This window comes from Streptomyces sp. NPDC059582 (genome assembly GCF_042735715.1).
Taxonomy (GTDB): domain Bacteria; phylum Actinomycetota; class Actinomycetes; order Streptomycetales; family Streptomycetaceae; genus Streptomyces.
In genome coordinates, this window is the sequence record NZ_JBHWCC010000013.1 from 100,538 (window position 1) to 118,600 (window position 18,063).

At 65.4% G+C, this 18,063-nt stretch carries 20 protein-coding genes; 4 read left to right on the forward strand and 16 right to left on the reverse strand.

What is annotated here, in order from left to right; translation table 11 throughout:
• Nucleotides 1-41: 41 nt before the first annotated feature.
• Nucleotides 42-518, forward strand: coding sequence for an excalibur calcium-binding domain-containing protein (locus ACFV0T_RS14460; RefSeq protein ID WP_385778240.1), 477 nt, complete (start codon nucleotides 42-44; stop codon nucleotides 516-518).
• An 88-nt stretch (nucleotides 519-606) separates the two neighbouring features.
• Here the strand turns inward: ACFV0T_RS14460 and ACFV0T_RS14465 are convergent, their stop codons facing one another.
• The 4 genes from ACFV0T_RS14465 to ACFV0T_RS14480 all read right to left on the reverse strand — a co-directional run bounded on the left by ACFV0T_RS14465 (nucleotide 607) and on the right by ACFV0T_RS14480 (nucleotide 4,863).
• Complete coding sequence (locus ACFV0T_RS14465) at nucleotides 607-1,842, reverse strand: tyrosine-type recombinase/integrase (protein WP_385778242.1); 1,236 nt, start codon at nucleotides 1,840-1,842, stop codon at nucleotides 607-609.
• 63 nt (nucleotides 1,843-1,905) lie between these two features.
• Nucleotides 1,906-2,094 (reverse strand): helix-turn-helix domain-containing protein, encoded by a 189-nt coding sequence (locus ACFV0T_RS14470; protein ID WP_385778244.1) that lies wholly within the window; start codon nucleotides 2,092-2,094, stop codon nucleotides 1,906-1,908.
• Nucleotides 2,095-2,546: 452 nt separating this feature from the next.
• Complete coding sequence (locus ACFV0T_RS14475) at nucleotides 2,547-4,019, reverse strand: ATP-binding protein (protein WP_385778246.1); 1,473 nt, start codon at nucleotides 4,017-4,019, stop codon at nucleotides 2,547-2,549.
• Between the two features lies 1 nt (nucleotide 4,020).
• Complete coding sequence (locus ACFV0T_RS14480; protein WP_385778248.1) at nucleotides 4,021-4,863, reverse strand: bifunctional DNA primase/polymerase; 843 nt, start codon at nucleotides 4,861-4,863, stop codon at nucleotides 4,021-4,023.
• Between the two features lie 202 nt (nucleotides 4,864-5,065).
• Between ACFV0T_RS14480 and ACFV0T_RS14485 the strand changes: the two genes are divergently transcribed.
• On the forward strand, nucleotides 5,066-6,094 hold the full coding sequence (locus ACFV0T_RS14485) for a hypothetical protein (protein ID WP_385778250.1): 1,029 nt from the start codon (nucleotides 5,066-5,068) through the stop codon (nucleotides 6,092-6,094).
• Between the two features lie 14 nt (nucleotides 6,095-6,108).
• Here the strand turns inward: ACFV0T_RS14485 and ACFV0T_RS14490 are convergent, their stop codons facing one another.
• The 7 genes from ACFV0T_RS14490 to ACFV0T_RS14520 all read right to left on the reverse strand — a co-directional run bounded on the left by ACFV0T_RS14490 (nucleotide 6,109) and on the right by ACFV0T_RS14520 (nucleotide 11,026).
• A complete protein-coding gene (locus ACFV0T_RS14490; protein ID WP_385778252.1) occupies nucleotides 6,109-6,573 on the reverse strand; it encodes a hypothetical protein in 465 nt (154 codons plus the stop codon).
• A gap of 203 nt (nucleotides 6,574-6,776) precedes the next feature.
• On the reverse strand, nucleotides 6,777-8,882 hold the full coding sequence (locus ACFV0T_RS14495) for an ATP-binding protein (protein WP_385778254.1): 2,106 nt from the start codon (nucleotides 8,880-8,882) through the stop codon (nucleotides 6,777-6,779).
• An 80-nt stretch (nucleotides 8,883-8,962) separates the two neighbouring features.
• Nucleotides 8,963-9,280: a hypothetical protein gene (locus ACFV0T_RS14500; RefSeq protein ID WP_385778255.1), complete on the reverse strand. Its 318-nt coding sequence runs from the start codon at nucleotides 9,278-9,280 to the stop codon at nucleotides 8,963-8,965.
• A gap of 2 nt (nucleotides 9,281-9,282) precedes the next feature.
• Complete coding sequence (locus tag ACFV0T_RS14505; RefSeq protein ID WP_385778257.1) at nucleotides 9,283-9,636, reverse strand: RRQRL motif-containing zinc-binding protein; 354 nt, start codon at nucleotides 9,634-9,636, stop codon at nucleotides 9,283-9,285.
• A complete protein-coding gene (locus ACFV0T_RS14510; protein ID WP_385778259.1) occupies nucleotides 9,633-10,484 on the reverse strand; it encodes a protein spdB in 852 nt (283 codons plus the stop codon). The genes ACFV0T_RS14505 and ACFV0T_RS14510 overlap by 4 nt, the downstream gene beginning before the upstream one ends.
• On the reverse strand, nucleotides 10,481-10,747 hold the full coding sequence (locus ACFV0T_RS14515; protein WP_385778261.1) for a DUF6284 family protein: 267 nt from the start codon (nucleotides 10,745-10,747) through the stop codon (nucleotides 10,481-10,483). The genes ACFV0T_RS14510 and ACFV0T_RS14515 overlap by 4 nt, the downstream gene beginning before the upstream one ends.
• 93 nt (nucleotides 10,748-10,840) lie before the next feature.
• Entirely contained in the window at nucleotides 10,841-11,026 is a 186-nt protein-coding gene (locus ACFV0T_RS14520; protein ID WP_385778262.1) for a hypothetical protein, read from the reverse strand.
• Nucleotides 11,027-11,522: 496 nt separating this feature from the next.
• Between ACFV0T_RS14520 and ACFV0T_RS14525 the strand changes: the two genes are divergently transcribed.
• Together ACFV0T_RS14525 and ACFV0T_RS14530 are read left to right on the forward strand one after the other, a co-directional pair.
• Nucleotides 11,523-12,290: a helix-turn-helix domain-containing protein gene (locus ACFV0T_RS14525; RefSeq protein WP_385778264.1), complete on the forward strand. Its 768-nt coding sequence runs from the start codon at nucleotides 11,523-11,525 to the stop codon at nucleotides 12,288-12,290.
• Nucleotides 12,290-12,763 carry an NUDIX domain-containing protein gene (locus ACFV0T_RS14530; protein ID WP_385778266.1) on the forward strand — a complete coding sequence of 158 codons (474 nt, stop codon included), beginning with the start codon at nucleotides 12,290-12,292 and terminating at the stop codon, nucleotides 12,761-12,763. The genes ACFV0T_RS14525 and ACFV0T_RS14530 overlap by 1 nt, the downstream gene beginning before the upstream one ends.
• On the opposite strand, the gene ACFV0T_RS14535 is transcribed toward ACFV0T_RS14530, so the two are convergent.
• The 5 genes from ACFV0T_RS14535 to ACFV0T_RS14555 all read right to left on the reverse strand — a co-directional run bounded on the left by ACFV0T_RS14535 (nucleotide 12,751) and on the right by ACFV0T_RS14555 (nucleotide 17,707).
• Nucleotides 12,751-13,320: an HD domain-containing protein gene (locus tag ACFV0T_RS14535; RefSeq protein WP_385778268.1), complete on the reverse strand. Its 570-nt coding sequence runs from the start codon at nucleotides 13,318-13,320 to the stop codon at nucleotides 12,751-12,753. The genes ACFV0T_RS14530 and ACFV0T_RS14535 overlap by 13 nt on opposite strands.
• A gap of 11 nt (nucleotides 13,321-13,331) precedes the next feature.
• Entirely contained in the window at nucleotides 13,332-13,772 is a 441-nt protein-coding gene (locus tag ACFV0T_RS14540) for a GntR family transcriptional regulator (RefSeq protein ID WP_385778270.1), read from the reverse strand.
• Nucleotides 13,773-13,878: 106 nt separating this feature from the next.
• On the reverse strand, nucleotides 13,879-15,654 hold the full coding sequence (locus ACFV0T_RS14545; protein WP_385778272.1) for an ADP-ribosylglycohydrolase family protein: 1,776 nt from the start codon (nucleotides 15,652-15,654) through the stop codon (nucleotides 13,879-13,881).
• Nucleotides 15,651-16,301: a DarT ssDNA thymidine ADP-ribosyltransferase family protein gene (locus ACFV0T_RS14550; protein ID WP_385778274.1), complete on the reverse strand. Its 651-nt coding sequence runs from the start codon at nucleotides 16,299-16,301 to the stop codon at nucleotides 15,651-15,653. The genes ACFV0T_RS14545 and ACFV0T_RS14550 overlap by 4 nt, the downstream gene beginning before the upstream one ends.
• Nucleotides 16,298-17,707: a 3'-5' exonuclease gene (locus tag ACFV0T_RS14555; protein WP_385778276.1), complete on the reverse strand. Its 1,410-nt coding sequence runs from the start codon at nucleotides 17,705-17,707 to the stop codon at nucleotides 16,298-16,300. Before ACFV0T_RS14555 ends, ACFV0T_RS14550 begins: the two co-directional genes overlap by 4 nt.
• Nucleotides 17,708-18,063 lie beyond the last annotated feature (356 nt).

The following is an 18,063-nucleotide window of genomic DNA, read 5'->3' on the forward strand; positions in this document are numbered from 1 at the left end:
TTACGGTCATCCCCGCATCTGGCACACCTTGGGGGAACGCGATGACCAACCCGTACGCCGCTCCGGCCGCCTCGCCCGCCCCGCGCTGGGCGCGCAAGCGCTACCTGCTCCCGGCGCTCGGCCTGGCCCTGTTCATCGGCGTCGGCATCGGCAGCGGCGGGCAGGACACGTCGACCGGCGACGCCAAGGCCGCCGCCGCCGAGCCGCGCCCGACGGTCACCGTCACGGCCACGGCGACCGCGACCGAGACCGCGGCGCCCGAGCCGGCCGCCACGGTGACCGCCACGAAGACCGTCAAGGTCACGAAGACGGTCACGGCCCAGCCGGCGGCGGACAACGGCTCCGACGACAGCGGGGACGTCGCGGGAGGCTCCGGAGGGGACGACGGCGGAGGCGGCAGCACCTACTACGCCAACTGCACCGCCGCCCGGGCCGCGGGGGCCGCCCCCGTCCACGTCGGCGACCCCGGCTACGGCCGCCACCTCGACCGCGACGGAGACGGCGTCGGCTGCGAGTGAACCCCGAAGGGGCGGCACCCCCGCACAGGGTGTAAGACCAACCCCTTGAACAGGGGATTCGGGGTCTGCCGCCCCTCACAGGGCACTCTCAGGGCACGTCACTCAGCGCGGCCTCCATCATGTCGGCGGTCCGGTCCTCCTCCGCCTCCCACAAGTGCGTGTACACATTCAGCGTGATCGATGGCTTAGCGTGACCAAGCCTCATCTGCACCTGCTTCGGCGTCGCCCCGTTCTTGATCAGGACTGAGGCGTAGAAGTGCCGCAGATCGTGAAGCGTCGTGTCCTCGGGGACACGGACCTTGCCGCCCGCCTTCTTCAGGTGGGCGTTCGCCCGCTTCACGTTCCGGGCCCACACTTTCGCCCAGCTCCCCCGCCGGATCGCTCCGCCGGTCTCGCTGGTGTACAGCAATCGGGCATGACGCCATACGGGCTTTCGTGGGTTCGTCCGGTCCTCGATGTGCACGATCCGCGGCGGGAACTTCTCGCGATGCCGTGCGATCTCGTCTACGACCGAACGTCCTTGAGGAACGGCCCGATAGCTCTGCCTGGTCTTCGGCTCCCCGAGGTACGGCACCCCCTTGTCGGGACCGATCAACTGTTGTTTGACCGTCACAATCTCGGCAGGATCGCGGTCCTCCAGCCCGAACAACTCGCCTTGCCGTAAGCCCGTCGAAGCGGCCTGCCTCACCAGGGCGCGGTACCGGGGAGACGCGGTCACGATGAGCGCCTTCACCGCCTCCGGATGAAGCGGGTGGATCTCCGGATAGAAGACCTCTGGTGGTTTCAGCCCCTCCCATGGGTACTTCGGGATGATCCCCTCTTGATGGGCCATCTTCAGGATGCTGGTGCAGACATTCCAGGGCGTCGCGAAGGTCGACGGAGCAATGGCCGCAGACCGCTCTTTGATCCACCTCAGTCCGTCCACCCGCTGAATCCGGCCGATCTCCCGGTTGCCGAAAGTCGGGTAGACGTGCAGCCGTAGGGCCCGCTCAACGTTCGTCTCGGTCCGCTCGCGGTGTACGGCTGTCTCCTGCCAGCGTTCAGCGATGACCCTGAACTTCTGCTTGCCCAACTCCCGGTTCACGAACGTGCTGTCGTCGAGTTCAGTCGTCACCTTGGCGGCCCGGGAGTCCGCAGCAGTCTTCTTCTCGAAGTTCTCCTTGCACTGCTTGCCGGACAAGTCCCGGTAGCGCACCTGCCAGCGTTTCCCTGTGCCGTGATCGGTGCTGGGATACACCGTCTGCGTCTTGCTGCTGTGTGCCTCGCAAGGCTCGGCGTCGGCCGGCGGCCGGGACAGATGCCAGCGGTCGTACACGTCAGCCATCAGAACCCGTCCTCTCAGAGTAAGTCGAGTCGGCCATCAGGTAGGGCTCATTGCTGGTTTGGGTCATGCTGCGCGTTGGCTTCCGATCTCCTCGGAGTCGTACTTGTCGAGCGCGACGGCGTCGTACAGAACGCGTCGACCGCGCCTCATGAAGCACTGCGGGCCGGTTCCGGCGTAGCGCCAGTAGCGGACGGTTGCGGGCGACGTGCGGTAACGCTCGGCGACTTCTGCAGTCGTCAGGTACCTCTTCATGACGTCCTTCCTGCGGAAAGGGAAAGAGCAAGTCCCGCCCCGGGGTGCCGGGCTGTGTCCGAGGTGTGGATTTCTGCGTCACCGCGTCATCCGCGTCATACGGGCTTCTGACCTGCGCGTTTTGGGTGACGCAAAGGGGCGAGAGTGCGTCATCGGTGACGCAGGCGCTGCGTGCATCGATGACGCAGGTAACGCAGCGGTGACGCAGAATTCGCCGTCTGCGTCACCGCTGTATGCGCAGCTCAGAGGGCGCTTTCTGGGGCCTGGTGACGCAGGTGACGCACCGCTCTCCTACTTAGGAAAAAGGAGGGGGTGTCTGTGGTGGTCTGGTGCGGCTTAGGACGTGAAGAAGGAGCCGCTGCGCGGCGCGTCCATCAGGCGGCGCAAGCGCCGAACAGCAAGAGGAGCACGCCTGGCCGGTGGTGCTCCTCTTACTTGAACAGCGGTGCCGGTCAGAGCGCCTGCTGTTCGTGCCGGGGCACGGCCTGGGTGCGGGTCATTTCGATGTAGCGGCCCGCTTTGGTGCGGCCCGAGTCGATGAGGACGCCCCGGGCGGCGAGGGTGGGCTGTAGCCGCTTGAGACGGTCGGAGAGCACCTTCCCGGTGGTCGGCCAGCCCTTGGGCAAAGGGCGGCAGTCGTCGCCGATGTAGACGCGGCTGAGGCAGTGCAGCCACTCCGTGGACGTCATCCGCTGCTCGGCACCCGGTTCGATGCCGGCGGCGTGCTGCAACACGGTCTGCGCCAGGAGGTCGCCCTCAATGACGTCGTCGTTCAGATCGTCCAGACTCGCCCGGTAGGCGGCGAGAGCTCCCAGACCGGTTGCGGCATCGAGCTGCGCGCACAGGTGGGCGAAGTCCGCCATGCGCAGGTCGGTGGGGGTTTCCGCCTCGGCGGCGCGGACCTTCACCGTGAGGTCCAGGAGCGAGCCGAGAACGACCGGTAGAACCTCCGCGTACTCCGCCCACAGTTCCGCTTCGGTGCGTCGCACCCGGGGCCGCTCCAACCGCAGCGGTAGGAGCCGTTCGGCGAGGTCGGGCCGGATGACTCCCACATCAATACCGGTCAGCAGCAGGGGTCGGCGGTAGCCGACGCGGAAGACGTCCCCGTCGGTGAACAGGGCGCGCTTGACGCTTTCGGCGCCGGTCACGATGCAGCACATCGCATCCGAGAGTTCCGGTGTCATGTGGGAGAGGTTGTCCAGCGCGGTGACCCATCCGGCCGCCACGGCCGCGATCAGGTTCTCCTCATCCTTCGGCGCCCTGCGCAGGTCACCGCTCATGCCCTCGATGATCCGCACGAGCATCCGCCCGCCGGTCGACTTCCCCGCACCCTGCGGGCCCGTGAGGAACGGCGCGGGCACGGGCACGGACGGCCCCAAACAGCCGATCAGCCACGCGATGGCCAGGCACTCGGTTTCCGCGGTGGCGAAGTTGCACAGCCGGAGAAGGAGGTCGATGCCCTTGCCGTCGGTGTCCTTGGCCGGCAGCGGCAGTTCCCCGGTGAGCTGGGTGCGCCGCCAGCACACTTCGCGCGGGTCGGGGGTGAGGATGTCCCAGCCGGTGGGGTGGATGCGGACGGACTGTCCGTCGTTACGGCCCAGGTCCAGCCACGTCGCCCCATCGAATCCGGGGGCGACGCGGATGTGTACGGGCTGCACGTCCTCGGTCAACGCGAGTGCTTCGATCAGGTCCAACGCCTCTTTGAGTGCGGTGCCGTTGAACACGCCGATTCCGTCCTTGTACAGGCCGACCATGAGTTCCTGTCGGTGGCTGCCGGTGGTGCCCTGGGAGCGGATCGGTCGGGCCACGGGGTGGCCGTTCTTCTGCGCGTACACGGTTCCGTCGGCCGTGCGGAAGTAGCGGAAGTGCGCGTGCGCGTAGTCGGCGATGACTTCGCGGGCGGGGTTCTTCTCGTCGTCGGACATGTCACAGTCCCAACGTGGTCAGGGCGTTGGTCCACGCGTCGGTGCAGTGCCGCGGCGATTCGCCCTTGGCCTGCGCGGCGGCGAACAGCCGCGCGGTGTGGGCGTCGGTGAGGCATCCGCACCGGCCGTGCGTGGACAGCACCGCGAGGAACGTCCGGTAGACGGTGGCGTGCACCGCGCTGGAGGCCGCGGCGATGCGCTGCTCGGCCATGGCGATGCCACGGTCCAGATAGGTCGGCGTGCGGTGCGGGCACTCCCCGCCCTCAGCCCGTGCGGGCACCATGACGGCCGCCGGCCGGGCCGCGGTGGGTTCCTTCACGGTCAGCGCGCGCACGACGTCCGGCAGGCGGGCCGTGCTGCCGGCACCGGACCCGCGCCACCGGGCATAGGCCATCGTCGACTTGATGTCGACACCGTTACGGACGCCATTCACGGAACGGGTGGTGCCCTGGTAGATCCAATGTTCGCCGCGCGTGGTGGGCACGGTCCGGGTGGCGGGCAGGGCCGCGCGAGCCCAGTCGACAGCCGCGGGGTTGTCGAGATCCACGACGGTCAGTCCGGCGCCGCCGGGGTGGTAGGCGACGGATACGGCTTGCCGCCACGCCGTGGCCCACGCGGGCGAGGTGAGCACCTGCGGGTCGGTGGTGGCCGCGGCCCACGCGTGGCACGCCTTGGGGCAGTGGCAGGGGCCGGCGCTTTTCATGTTCGGCCGGCCGCCGCACGCGTTGCCGGAGCAGGCGGCGCAGTTGCCGAACGGCACCTTTCCAGCCCGCAGCGGCAGCACCGGGACCGAGCGTGCGGCCAGCGCGAGCGCGGTGTCCAACAGGGGCGGGACGGTGCTCACGCGGCCACCTCCAGCGCCAGCGTGAGGGCGGCGAGGGCTCGCCGGATGTCGGTGGGTTGGGTCATGCTGGATGTCTCCAGTTCCTGGGATGGATGCTGGTTGGTGAGGGCGGTCCCGGACTTTGGCGAGACGGGGGCCGCCCTTTCGTTGCGCCGCGGAATTGCGGCGGCGGGGTGTCAGTGGGGGCGGTTACTGTCGCGGCATGACGACGACCGTTGATCTTGTGCCGGGACTGGTGACGACGCGTGATGCCATCGCGGCGACCTACGGCTGTGGCACGTTTCAGGGCATCGAGCCGGCCGCGGATGCGGGAAAGGTGTTCGTGTACTCCGACCCGTCCGCGGGTGAGGAGTACGGCTACACCTTCGATGGCCGTGCGGAAGACGATGAGTTCGGTCCGCTGTACCTGTACACGGGTGCCGGCGCGAAGGGGGACCAGAAGCCGTCCGGCCGCAACGGGTCGTTGCTGAGCCATGTGGAGAAGCGGCGGGAGCTGCATCTGTTTGTTGCGCACGGCAGGGTGCCGGGCAGTGGGGCGATGCTTCAGCGCTACATCGGGCAGATGGTGTTGGACCCCATCAAGCCGTATGAGGTGCGGCGCGGGCCCGGCACGGATGGCGTGATGCGTAACGTGCTGGTCTTTCGGTTCCGGCCGGCGGAGGGAACGACGCCGGCGTGGACGGAAGCCGACAACCTTCCGGCCGCCGCGGCAACCGAGGTGGAAGTCGTCGACCCCGTAACGGCGGTGCCGGCGCCGGTGGTGCTGCCGCAGCAGAGTGGCGCGAAGGTCAAGAAGACCGAGCAGCACAGCACCACGGAGACGGTCGCGGACATTCCTGCGGGACAGCGCAAGGTCCTGCGCCGCGAGGGCGAGTTGGTGAAGGCGTTTACCGCGCATTTGGCCGCGGCCGGGCACGAGACCCACAGCTTTCAGATCACCATTGCCGGCGAGCCGGGAGCGTTGACGCCGGACCTGTACGACGCGACGGATCACGTGCTGTACGAGGCGAAGGGCCAGACGACCCGGGCGAACGTGCGGATGGCGATCGGACAGCTCGCCGACTACCGCCGCCACATCCCCGGGCGCCGAGACCTCCTGCGGGTGGCCGTGCTGCTGCCCAGCGAGCCGACCGCGGACGTGCGGGATCTTCTCGGCGAGGAATACGTCGAGCTGGTCTACCAGACCGAGGACGGCTTCGCCGGCTGGCCGCTCGCCTACAACCAGCCGTAGCCCGTTCCGGCTGGTCAACCGTGGAACCTGTTCCGCTTGATCACGGCTTTGCGGATGTTGACCGTGGTCCCGCCCCGGTGGCCACTCGCGCTGAACAACTGCACGGCGATCCATCCGCCGAAGATCACGGCCGCGAGGGTGATGAGCTGGGTGATGAGCGCGGTCAGAGCGGCGATGAACGTGGTGAGCAGGAGCAGTCCGCCGCACGCGGCGAGGAATCCGACGCCCCCGAGGGCGACGTTCACCGCCGCGCGCGAGACGGCCGGCTTCGTGGCGAGGGGTTCGGGCTGCATGGGGTTGATGGCGTAGCCGGTGACGACACGGCCGTCGGGCAGGACCACGCTCGCCACCGACGGGACCGCTCCCGGCTGGACGGGGATGAGCGGCGCCGGCGTGACGATGGCGGGGGCGATCGGGGTGGGCGTGTGGACTTCCACGGCCCCTTGTGTGGGCGCGTGGTGACCGTGTTCGGGGTACATGCGGAATCCCTTCCAGTGCTCGGTCAGGGAGGCGATGGCACACCCTTGTGGGTGGCCTGTGGAGGGGGTTTCAGGGGGCTGACCTGGGATGCCTCCCTACCTCCCTGGCGATCATTCGTGCAGGTCAGATGCAGGGAGGCGGGTCAGGGAGGGGATTAGGGAGTTCTCCCTGCCTCCCTGACCCGTCGGGGTGTGGCTCCCTGCTATTCGGCGGCGGAAGCGGAACCGTTCGTGTCGCGGTTGGCGAGGGCGCGGGCGACGCGTTCGCGGGCGACGACCATGCGCCCGTCGGACTTGTACGGTTCGGCTCCGGTGCCGTCCAGGACGCGCTTGAGGTCGATGAACGACCACTTGCCATAGGCGTCCTCGCTGAGTGCCGCGAGCCGCTTCAACACGTCCTGGGTGATCAGTCGCGGGGCGTCCCCGATGACGCCGGCGATGTCGGCGAGCGGGTCACGCTCCTCACCCCGCTCGACCACATGCAGCGTGGTGACCCCGTCGCGCAGTGCCTTGGCGCGGTCGGCGATGACTACGGCGTCGTCGGTGCTGATGTAGTGCGTGCGGACCGTGACGGAGGCCTGTCCCTTGGGGGTGTCGATGCCGTCGGAGGCGACGACCAGGGTTCCCTTGTCCAGACCGGGGCGCAGCAGGTGCGGGGCGGCGCCGCCGTTCACGGCCTTCTCCCCGAGCGCCATGACGCTCTGCGCTTCGGTGCCCAGGGCGAGGGAAGCGCGGGTGTGGGCGCCCTCGCGGACCAGCTTGGGAAGGTTCTGATCGGTGGGGTCCTGGGTGCCCTGCCACAGCAGCACGTTCACGGCCCGGCCCTGGTTGTGGATCTTCCGCGCGGCCATGAAGTACCGGGAGGTGGAGCTGGAGCCGCCGTAGGGGCGCTTCTCCTTGTCTTTGACCGGGCACATGAACGCGACCTGTGCCTCGTCGACGACGATGATGAGCGGCGGGAATGCCGTTCCGGGCGGCGCCTGGAGTCGGCGGTTCATCTCTTCGACCGCGTCCTCGAGCATCTCGGTGACCTGGATGACGTGGTCGTCGGTCGGTCCCTGGATGAGGCGGACGGCCAGGCCGTCGAACATCCGCCAGTCGCCCGCGCCCTTCAGGTCACCCATCCAGAACGCGACCGACCGGTCGAGGGCGAGCCAGAGGGCGAGGGCGCGCAGGGCGGCAGTCTTGCCCTGGTTCGACAACCCCGTGATCAGCAGGTGCCTTTGGAAGACGCTCAGGCTGGCGGCGTCGCCGCGCAGGTCCTGACCCCACGGGGCCTTGCTCTTGGCGTAGTTGGCGGTCATCGTCTCGTCCGTGACCAGCGGCGAGGGGCCGATCGGCTGGTCCAGCGCTCCGGAGTCGGCGATCCACACGCGGACGGTGCGGGCCGCCTCCGCGGTCATGATGAACACCTCGTGCTCGTGCCGGGTCAGGTTCTCGGCGAGTTTGCGTCGGCGCTGCTGCACCTCGGTCGTTGTGACCCCGGACGGGAGCGTGACGTCGACTTCGACGCCGCATCCGGCGATCCGGATCGGACCGAGCATGCTCGCGCCGGCGTCGCCCATCTCCTTGATGGCGCCTCGCAGCGCCGGGACGCCCAGGTCGCGCAGGGCCTTGACCACGATCGAGGGCGTGATGGGCTCGCCCTCGCTGGAACGGACGTTGTCGGGCATCGACCATGCGGGTGCGGCTTGCTGTTTGCTGCCGACGGCCCACAGGGCGAGCAGGGCGAGGAACGGGCCGATCGTGACCGCCGGGCCCCACACCACCTGCACGATCCGGATCAGCAGCCCGATGAACGCGATAGTGGCCGCCAGGGGGGTGATGACGTCGGCGACGTCGCCGTTGTTGATGGCCATCACGACCCCGAGCGCGACCAGCACGCCGACACTCATTCCGGCGCCGACCGCGACGCCCTTGGCCGCGTCGACGGGCGAGTGGAGCAGGTCCATGCGGCGGCGGTGACGTGCCTCGCGGAAGCGCTGGAGACGCTCTTCCCACTCTTCCGCCACCTCGTAGTTCCCCGCGGCTTCCGCAGCGCGCAGCATCCGCTCGTAGCGGGCCCCGGTGCGGCCGTCCCAGGTGCGGCGGGCGACGATCCGGCCCCCGTTGAAGGTGTAGAGGCCGTGCCGGGCCACGGCGCGGGCGGCGGTGCGGGTGGTCTCGTGCGTGACCGCGGTTCGCACGGCGCGGCCGGAGCGCACCCACAGTGGCACGGGCCGGACGGCGGGCGGGTTGGGGACCACGGTCAGCGTGGTCACGGCGGGTGGGTCGGTGGGCTTGTGCAGGGGAACGACGTTCTGGCTCATGGTGGTGAGCACTCCTGACTGCCCCATGGCGGGGTGAAGTGGAAGGGGTTCCGTGCGGGGCGGGGTGGTGCGGGCGGGTGTCACCACCAGCCGAAGGACTTCTTGGCGGCTTTGGCGCGGGCGGTCTCGGTGACGATCCGCTGCCGCTCGATCTGCAAAGCGGTCAGTTCCGCGATGAGCCGCGTCTCCGCAGCGGTCGAGACGGACTCCAGCCGGTTGTCCGCGCGGCTGGTGCTCCTGCCGCGCATGACCCGGTAGGAGCCGCCGGCCAGCGCCCGCAATGCCGCGCGCCGCTCCGGTCCGGTCAGGGGCCACATCTCGCCCTGCCGGACCGCTTCGAGCTTGCGCGTCGTCTCCCGGATCGCACGGTCCAGACGGCGGGTGTCGGGCTTGCCCATGGTCAGCAACTCCTCGGCGATTCGGGCTGGTTGGGGTAGGTACAGGGCACGCAGGTGCCGAGTGAGGTGGGGATGACGTATCCGGCGTCGCGCCGGCAGGTCGGGCAGGTGCGGCGAGCGCGCATCATCGCGTTATGGGCTCGCCACCGGCCCGGCGTCATCGGCCGGACCGGTCGGGCGAGGTCGACGCGGTACAGGTAGGCGACCAGCGGCGGCCGTCCCCGGCGGCGCGGCCGTTCCATCTGCGCGGCGACGTCCTGTCCGCCGGGGCGCAGGTTGCGCGCTCTGAGTTGGCGGCGGGTGGCGTAGCCGTCCGGGGCCAGGTGCCACCGGAATACCGGCAGCGTCCCGCTCACGCGACGCGCTTCCATGCGGCCCGCAACCTGACCTCGGATGCGGAGTGGCCGGCGGCGCGGAAGCGGGTGGCCATCTCGCGGTAGGACAGGGCCGGGGTCTCGCTGTGTCGGATCTGGTCGACCAGCGCGTCAAGCGCCGCGTCGGTCAGTGCGGGCCCCGCATCCAGGGCGAGGGGTTCGGTGGGTCCCCACACCGGGAGGTTCCAGGCGGGTGTGACGCCGGGCGTGACCCGGGTCGTCACGCTGGTCAAAGCGCGTCCGGTGTCCTCGCCCTCGCGTGCGGTCTCCAGCGTCGACCACGCCCGCGACAGGCTGTGTGCGGTCCGGGCCTGGACGCGTGCGACGCGGGCCCCGGCGTCCGTCACGGCCGTCAGCCGCGTCTCCTCCGTCGTGGCTTCCGCCCGCAACCGGGCGCGGGCCACGGCCGCCTCGTCGCGGGCCTCCTGCTGGATACCGCGGATCGCCCCGAGGGCGTTCGGGGTGAGTGCCGTGCGCTCCCACAGTCCGTGGACCAGCCAGAGTGCTTTGGCCGCGATGGGGAGCCAGGCCACGGCCAGCCAGGCGCCGGCGGACTCTTCCGCGGCGAGGGCGTGGGCGATGAGGACGCCGGCGGCGATGAGGCCGAAGGACCAGCCGACGCCGGTCACGGCGCGGCTGTGGTCGCCCTGCGCGGCGAGGCGCCGTTCGTAGGCGAGGGTGGCGAGCCATCCGCCGTCGATGCCGAGACCGACGACCAGCGCGACCGGCCACGGCATCACGGGACTGAGCCACATGACGACCACGGCGAGGGTGAGCACCATGGACACCGCCGTCATCGCGACAGCCGGCAACACGGTCTTGGCCTTCACGCCGCACCCCCGACCGTGCCGTCGGTGGTGAGGTTGGCGAGGGCGCGCCACTCGGCCAGCATTCGGGCGAGGGCGCGGCGGGTGCGGCGGGTGTCGACCTCGTTCGGGGTGTGGTCCATGGCGATGATCTGCGCGTCGATCAGGTCGACGTCCGCCAGGATCAGCGGCATCTCCTGCTCGATCGCATCCAGCTCAGCGTCCGTCGGCTCCATCCAGTCGGCGAACGCGGTAACAGCTTCCTGAACTGTGACGATGATGTTCATTGGGTCGTGTTCTCCCTAGTCGGTGGTACGGCCCGAAAGCGCCCCCGGAGTTCCAGCTCCGGGGGCGCGCGCCGTGTGCGGTGGTGGGGTTGGTCAGTCGCGCTTGTTGCCGTTGTTGACGTCGTCGATCTGGACGTTGTCGGGGTAGCCGTCACGGAGGCGTACGAGCGTGAAATAGCTGCCGCCGACGTCCGTGATCCGGTGCGTCTCGCCCCGATACTGGACGTCCGTGCCGACCTGGTCGGCGTTCGGGTGCTTGGGGTTGGTGATCCTGCGCAAGACCTGCTCCTCTCGTATCGGGATAGGGAGACCAGGCGCGGCGGCTGTCCTGTCCGGGAGTGCCGCCACGCCGGAAACACGTGCCAACGCTGCGAAGCAGCCGGTTGCTGGTGCGAGGTGGTGCGCTGTCTCCTTCGGGAACACGGGCTCCCGTTTCAGGCGTATGGAGACGTGACCTTTCGATCTGAGCCCTCCGGTTGACCAGGGATCCGGGTCCCTCGGCCCGCTCTGTCCCGGGCCCCTTGTCGTGCACTCGATCGGCCCGCGGAAGCGGTCCCGATCGAGAAGTACATGTATTACGTGTTCCTCATCTTGCAGAGGGGGGTTCGCCCCGTCAAGCCCTTCGGCTGTTTGGAGTACGCGCACCCCTCGCGCTCGATGCACCTACAGAGTGGCGTCGCGGGCGACGACACTCGACTTCGCACCTGTACGACCTGGGTCGTTCTTAGCTAGCGTGAAGTCGTACCAAGTCGTCCCTAGTTAACGGAGGTTGGGCGTGGCGAACGAGCGACTGCGCGGCGCGATAGTCGACTTGGGCTTGACCCTTGATGAGGTCGCCGAACGTCTCGGAGTCTCGGCCAAGACGGTGGAGCGCTGGATCAACGACCCCGAGCGCAAGCCGTACCGCCGCTTCCAGTACGCGACCGCATCACTTCTGAAATGCGAAGTCTCGTACCTCTGGCCGGACGAACGGACGTCGGCCGAAGTGACCGCGACGGGCAACGCCGAGTTGGTCAGGCTGTATCCGCATCGGTCCGTAGTGATGCAGACCCTTTGGACGAACCTGTACTCCAAGGCGACCCGGCAGTTTGACCTAATGGTGTACTCGGGGTTCTGGCTCACTGAGGATGCGACGTTTCACCGCATCGTGAAGGAGAAGGCGGCCGACGGAGTGCCCATCCGCTTCATCCTGGGAGAGCCCACGTCGCCGGCCGTGGCCGTTCGCGGCGGAGACGAAGGGATCGGCGCGGCGATGGCGGGCAAGATTCGAAACGCCCTCATCAACTACGGCCCGCTCTTCGGTCTCCCCGGTGTCGAGTTCCGCTTGCACGGCACCACGCTCTACAACTCGATCTACCGGGCCGATGACGAGATGCTGGCGAACGGCCACCTCTACGGGGTCGGCGCCTACATGGCCCCTGTGCTGCACCTGCGCCGCGTTCCGGGCGGTGAACTCTTCGACGCCTACGCTGAGAGTGTTGAGAAGGTGTGGGAGTCGGCCCGCCCGATCTCCTCACCCACCGATTGGGAAGGCACGCACTGATGAGCCGGATCGACTACTTCCGCGACCCGAACGCCCCAAAGGCCAACTCGGTGGTCCCCTCGGTGACGGCGGTGGTCCGCAACGATGCGGGACGCCTGTTGCTCATCCACAAGACGGACAACGACCTTTGGGCCCTGCCCGGTGGCGGCCATGACATCGGCGAACGCATCGCGGACACCGTCGTTCGTGAGGTCCGGGAAGAGACCGGCATTGACGTTGAGGTCGACAACGTCGTGGGGCTCTACACCGACCCTCAGCACGTGTTGGCGTACGAGGACGGCGAGGTCCGGCAACAGTTCTCCATCTGCTTCCGGGCCCACCCGGTCGGCGGTTTCCTACGCACAAGTAGCGAGTCGAAAGAGGTCCGCTGGATTGATCCAGCGGACCTTGACGGACTGGACATCCACCCTTCGATGATGCTGCGCATCAGGCACGGTCTCGATACCGCGCGGCAAGAGCCCTACATCGGCTGACCGCCAACAGAGGCTTCCGCCATCCGCGCCCCGACGCGCTTCGACGCTGCATGGATCTCGGGGGCCGCGCGCTGGATGAACCGCCCAACAATCGTGTCCGAGCCGTATCGCTGCACGATCTCATCCAGCCGCTCGGTCGGTGTCGTCTGCGTCCCGTCCGGCGTCGTCGTCATGTCGCAGTACAGCAAGGCGTCGACCAGGTCGGGACGCTCTAGCTCGAACTCACTCTCAAGATCCTGACGAAGTCCGCGTTCCTCCGCCTCCAGCAAGGCGCATGAGTGATGCGCCACGAGACGAACAACCCGTTCGTCTGCGCCTTCCTGATCCCTGAGGAACCGCGCGCCGTCCAAGGGGTGGAAGCCCGTGGCAGCAATGGCCGGCGAGTAGCCGATGTCATGCAGCACGGCCGCGGCTTCCAGTAGCTCCGCGTCCTCCCTCAGGATCGGGCTCAGGGAGCGAGCACGCTTGGCGACCCCTAGCGAGTGCTCCCACCGGCGCGGCAGCGATTCGGAAAGCAGCGATTCGGAGAGCGCGTATGCCCACTCAGTCAGTCCCATGGCGGCCAAGACTACGGCCGCTCGGGAGGTGCGGGGAGGGCGCGTACCGTGCGTCCCTTGCCGTGAACAGTGGCGAGCAGGCCGTTGCCCTCCATGAGCGCCAAGACTCGACGCACAGCCGTTCTGGACGCGCCGAACCGATCGCACAGTTTCGACTCTGAGGGGTAAGGGTCGCCGACCGAGAGCGCATCCTCCGTAATCACATCGATCATGCGTTCATCCAGGGATCGCCGATCGCCACTTCGAACGGGGCGCCAACCGATCCCCGGCGCGGACTCGACCACGCCGTCAGCTTCAAGGACCTTGAGTGCACGACGGATGGTGTTGCGCGAGACATCATGCGAGCGCATCAGCACCGCCTCCGAGGGCAAGGTATCGCTACCCCCTCTGATCTCTTTACGCAGAACTTCCGCAATAACTATGTAGGTTCCGCGCGGGCTGACTTCCGGCACCTCTGCTCCTCTCGCATCACTCCAACCTTTCGCCCCCAAGGGTCCCACAATCTACTCACGGATAAACAGATACCTCCAGCGCTCTGCCTCACGGAAGCACCCTGACTTATCGGGTGTTCCTCCGTTGGCGGGTGTTACGCGCCGCTTGACTAATAATTGCCGCGAAGGCAACCGCCGCATCGATCGAAACTTCACGGCTCAGTTCCAACAGGAGGCGGCCGACGGTTTCGTTATCCATGCCCGAAGCTCGCGCTTCGCGGATCGCCGACTCAACCGGCCTTTCTTGCTGTCGAACTTGGCTGACCCGAGGAGAATCAGAAAGATCCAGTAGAGCTTGCTGCTGATAGGAAGGCTTTCTCTCATCAGATGCCTTCCTAAGCCGTTCGGCGATCTCCTCGTCACCTCGGACTTCATTGTCTTCCATTCGAGGTGGCCGACCTAGACCAACATTCGTAGTTGGCAAGAGAGTACCGGCAATCCCAGGAATCACCTCCCTGGGATTTTCGCGCTGCTTGACGAGAACATTCTGACCAAATTCGAGGAGAAGCCACTGCCAGTTGAATCCTCCGCCGGCCTCGAAAACTGGCCCTTCAGACTCAACGTAACCAAGCCCAGTAAGAAACTTGCGACCTTGCGTCAAAAGTACCGAGTCAGCCTGCGTCTGAGGCGGCTGCCAGTGCAACAGGTCTGGATATTGAAAATTGGGACGTCTGTCAATTCCCGCAATCCGTGCGGCTTCCCTCACGATATAGCGGTCATCTTGAATTCGTCCCGGGAGTTCAGAAGGCCCGGAAATCAGAGCTCCCGCGATCCCCCCGTACACGGTCGCAATCGAATCCGTATCTGAATTGATCGCACCACAGGCGACCCTTATAGCCGTATCGAGATCTCCAGGGAATAGAAACAGTAGCGCCAAGGCAGCAAACAGGGTCCCCACTCCGCTACCGCGCTGTTCATCTTCAAACAGTCCCCACGTCCCCAAGAGTTTAAAATATTGATCGACCCTCTGTCCCTCATCGAGACCTGAAGACGATAGTTCCGCTAGCTGATCAACCCGCTGAATCATTTCCTTAATTACTTGATTCCATGAATCTCCAAAACTTTCGGCAGCCACGCCTTCCCAAGCTGGAATTGTGTAGCGCGCCAGCTCCAGGTCGTTCATCAAAAGTTCGGGAATTCTAGATGCATGCTCCACCGCATACTGGATATCTCGTAGTGCTACCTGGTCGCGGTCCTTGCGCAACACTTGCAAGAGCAGGTCAGCATATACGCATGCCGAAGCAAGGGCGCGCGGATGGCCGTGTGTACTCAACCCATTTTTCAGCACCTCAAGCATAACGTCATACGACGATCGCTTACTCTTAGCCCCCTCCCATGCATGGGGCTGCACTCGAATTACGACTCCGTTTCCGCCGGCGTCCGTCCAACCAGAATAAGTGTTAGCTAGCCACTTCCCCCCTCGGGCCAAGTTCCCAGCAGCATGCTTACTAGCCCTGCCTGCCCCGAGCGAATATGACAGCCATACAGGAAGTTCTACCTTCGCGAAGACCTCAGGATCGAAACCCTGACCTGCTCCTATCGCACGGCAGGTGGCCAGGCGTAGTTGAGTGTCATCAGAATATGTTCCAGCGGGCAGCGAGACGAAGGCTCCCTGCCGACCGCCGACTCGTCGCCGCCAGTCAACGGTGCGCTGTAGCGGCCAAGCCTCAACCGGCAGATCACCCCAAGGGATGGCCCCCTCGTCGCCGCCAAGATCGACGTTGCGCCCTAGGCGCCTCAGCAGTCCCCTAGCGTCAGTCAGCTCAGAGATGAACCCGAGGGCGTCCCCATAAGCGGCCCAACGGGCCGAATTGATGATGCGATACTCAAATTTTGATTTCACCGAAATGCCTCAGGATCGTATTTTATCTCCACGGATGGATGTCCAACGGCATCCATGGTCGCCGCCACCTTCTCCTCATGCTCGGGGAAGCGTACGTAGATGCGGAGCAGGTGCTCGGTGGACAGGCGTTGAGGATATAGGGCTTCAGCCCTAGCATCCGTCGGACACTCTTCGGGCTGATTGCTCCGCTTGATGATCACATTGGGGGGCGGGATGAACGGGCGGATCTCATCCGCAAAGAGTGCCTTGAGCGCCCCGACTCCTTCGCCGCGCTTGACATTTGAATAGATGTTATTTGTGGTGGTGAAGATTACTCCTGGGTGCGCAAGGACGGAAGCTTCAATTCCAAGCACTACCCACCAGACATCCGAACTGGCGTGCCATGAACCGCTGCAAACATTAAAGAAGTCGGCGTTGATTTTACTAATAGACAGACTGATGGTATCCAGATAGTGACGATCCTTCCTGGTGTCACAATTGGGTGTAAAAATATGTTCCAGGTATGACTCCTCAGGAAGCTGCTTCCGGGACAACAGCGATTGCGTTGCTAAAACACCGGCCAAGCCGCGGTTCGTAGTGAAATGCCGAATCTCACTGACTCCGCGTTGAACAAGATAACTATCTACGGTTTCTGGAGATTGAGTCACAGCCTTACCTCTTCATAGGTTCCCGACTGAAAGAACTGGAGCAAGTCAGACGCCTCTTCCGGCTTGTAGCCAAGGGTAAGTGTCTTTTTAGCACGCCCTACGCCCATTGCGAAGAGACGCCTAAGTGTTAGAACACTCTCGTGTTCCACGCCGTCACTGCTCGTCAGAAATTTTTCCCTCAGGCCAGGAATGATCACGTGATCGAATTCAAGGCCTTTGGCGGAATGAAAGGTAGTCAGGGCAATTGGCTCCGTGCCCAGAGGCCAGCTGCGGCGCTGCTGAAGTTCTGTGAACTTAAGCCCTGCTCGGGTTAGACGACTCCGAACATCGTCAAACCATCCGCCCCCATTGACCATGAGGAACCCAACATTTTCAGTCGCGAGATCCACCTCGCCAGACGAAAGGTAGTCCACGATCCAGTCCATCTGCTGGCTGAACCGACCAGCAAGAACAACAGGCTTCTTTCCACTGTGTCGCGCGGCTTCCGGATTCGGGAGTGAACCGTCCTCGTCGATTTGAAGGCCTGCCACCACGCCTTGCGCGAACGCGGCGATTTCCTTTGTATTCCGATAATTGCTTTTAAGGTGATGAGTTCTGCGAAAACGGGGGACGCCGGCTTCGGCAAAGTTGACATATCGCGGGTAGATGCGCTGGGCAGTATCGGTGACGAACGTCAACGAATATTCTTGCGCCAGATGAGACATGATGGCTCTGACCTGATTGTTGGAAAAGTCCTGGGCTTCATCGGCAATGACAACCTCGTAGCTCCTCCTAGGAGCAGTCATTGCAGCCAGGGAGAGGTCATTCCAGTCAAAGAGAGTGTTCTGATTTTTGTGGAGGGTATAAGGGCGAACGATCTCATCGAGTATGCGTTGCCTCATCTGGCTGTCGACACGCGGCCTCACGCCGCGCCCGGTCCTCTCGGCAGTCAAGTACTTATCGATGTCGAGCGGAAGGAAGCGGCCTAGAAGATAATCAACTTCACTGATCAGAAATCTCTCATCTAGCGGGATCCGTGACTGCCGAATAAGGCTCTTCAGGATCCGGTCTCGGTCGACATTTTCGAGGACTTCGCCTGTGAAGTTTGAGACGCTCTTCGCCCATGCTGCAACCGTAGAAATCTCAAGGTGGAGATTCTCGTCCTTGGGCACTTGGATGCGAGCTAGTTGCTCAACGTATCCTGCCAGGGTCCTGTTGAACGTGAGCACCAAAACCTGAACCGGAGTATTCAGCCCCAGACGCTTATTTCGCCGCATCCAATAACTGCTCAAATACGAGAGGCGGAGCAAAGCAGTCGAAGTTTTGCCGCTGCCAGCCGAACCGCGGATCAAAACTGCGCCTGGATCGTCGTCCGTGACGATGATCAGTTGCTCAGGTGTAGCTCTCGGGTTCCTCAGAGGCTGCACATTTCCCCCTCGATTTGACTCAGCCGGACGTGCGACCGGCCGCCCACCCCCCGGTGGCTGGTCTTAGTATGCGATGTCTCCTGTCGCTATGTCTCAAAGTGCACGAGATCTGCGAGGCCCCTGGGTCCTGTAGCGGAGCCGAGAGAGCTGCCGCTGCCTCGCTCGGCCCCCAGGACGTGGAAGTCCTTGGCAGTTCGGTATGCAGAGGGCCAGACGGAACGCACGTCGGCCGCCCTGTCTGTCCCAGTTTCCGTCTCGTTCGTCGTCGTACGCTGGCGTAGGACAGCGTTCAGGCCATCCGCCGAGTCTGCGTGCGCGTCCGGTCCTGAACCCACGTGAACGACACTCATTGTGCC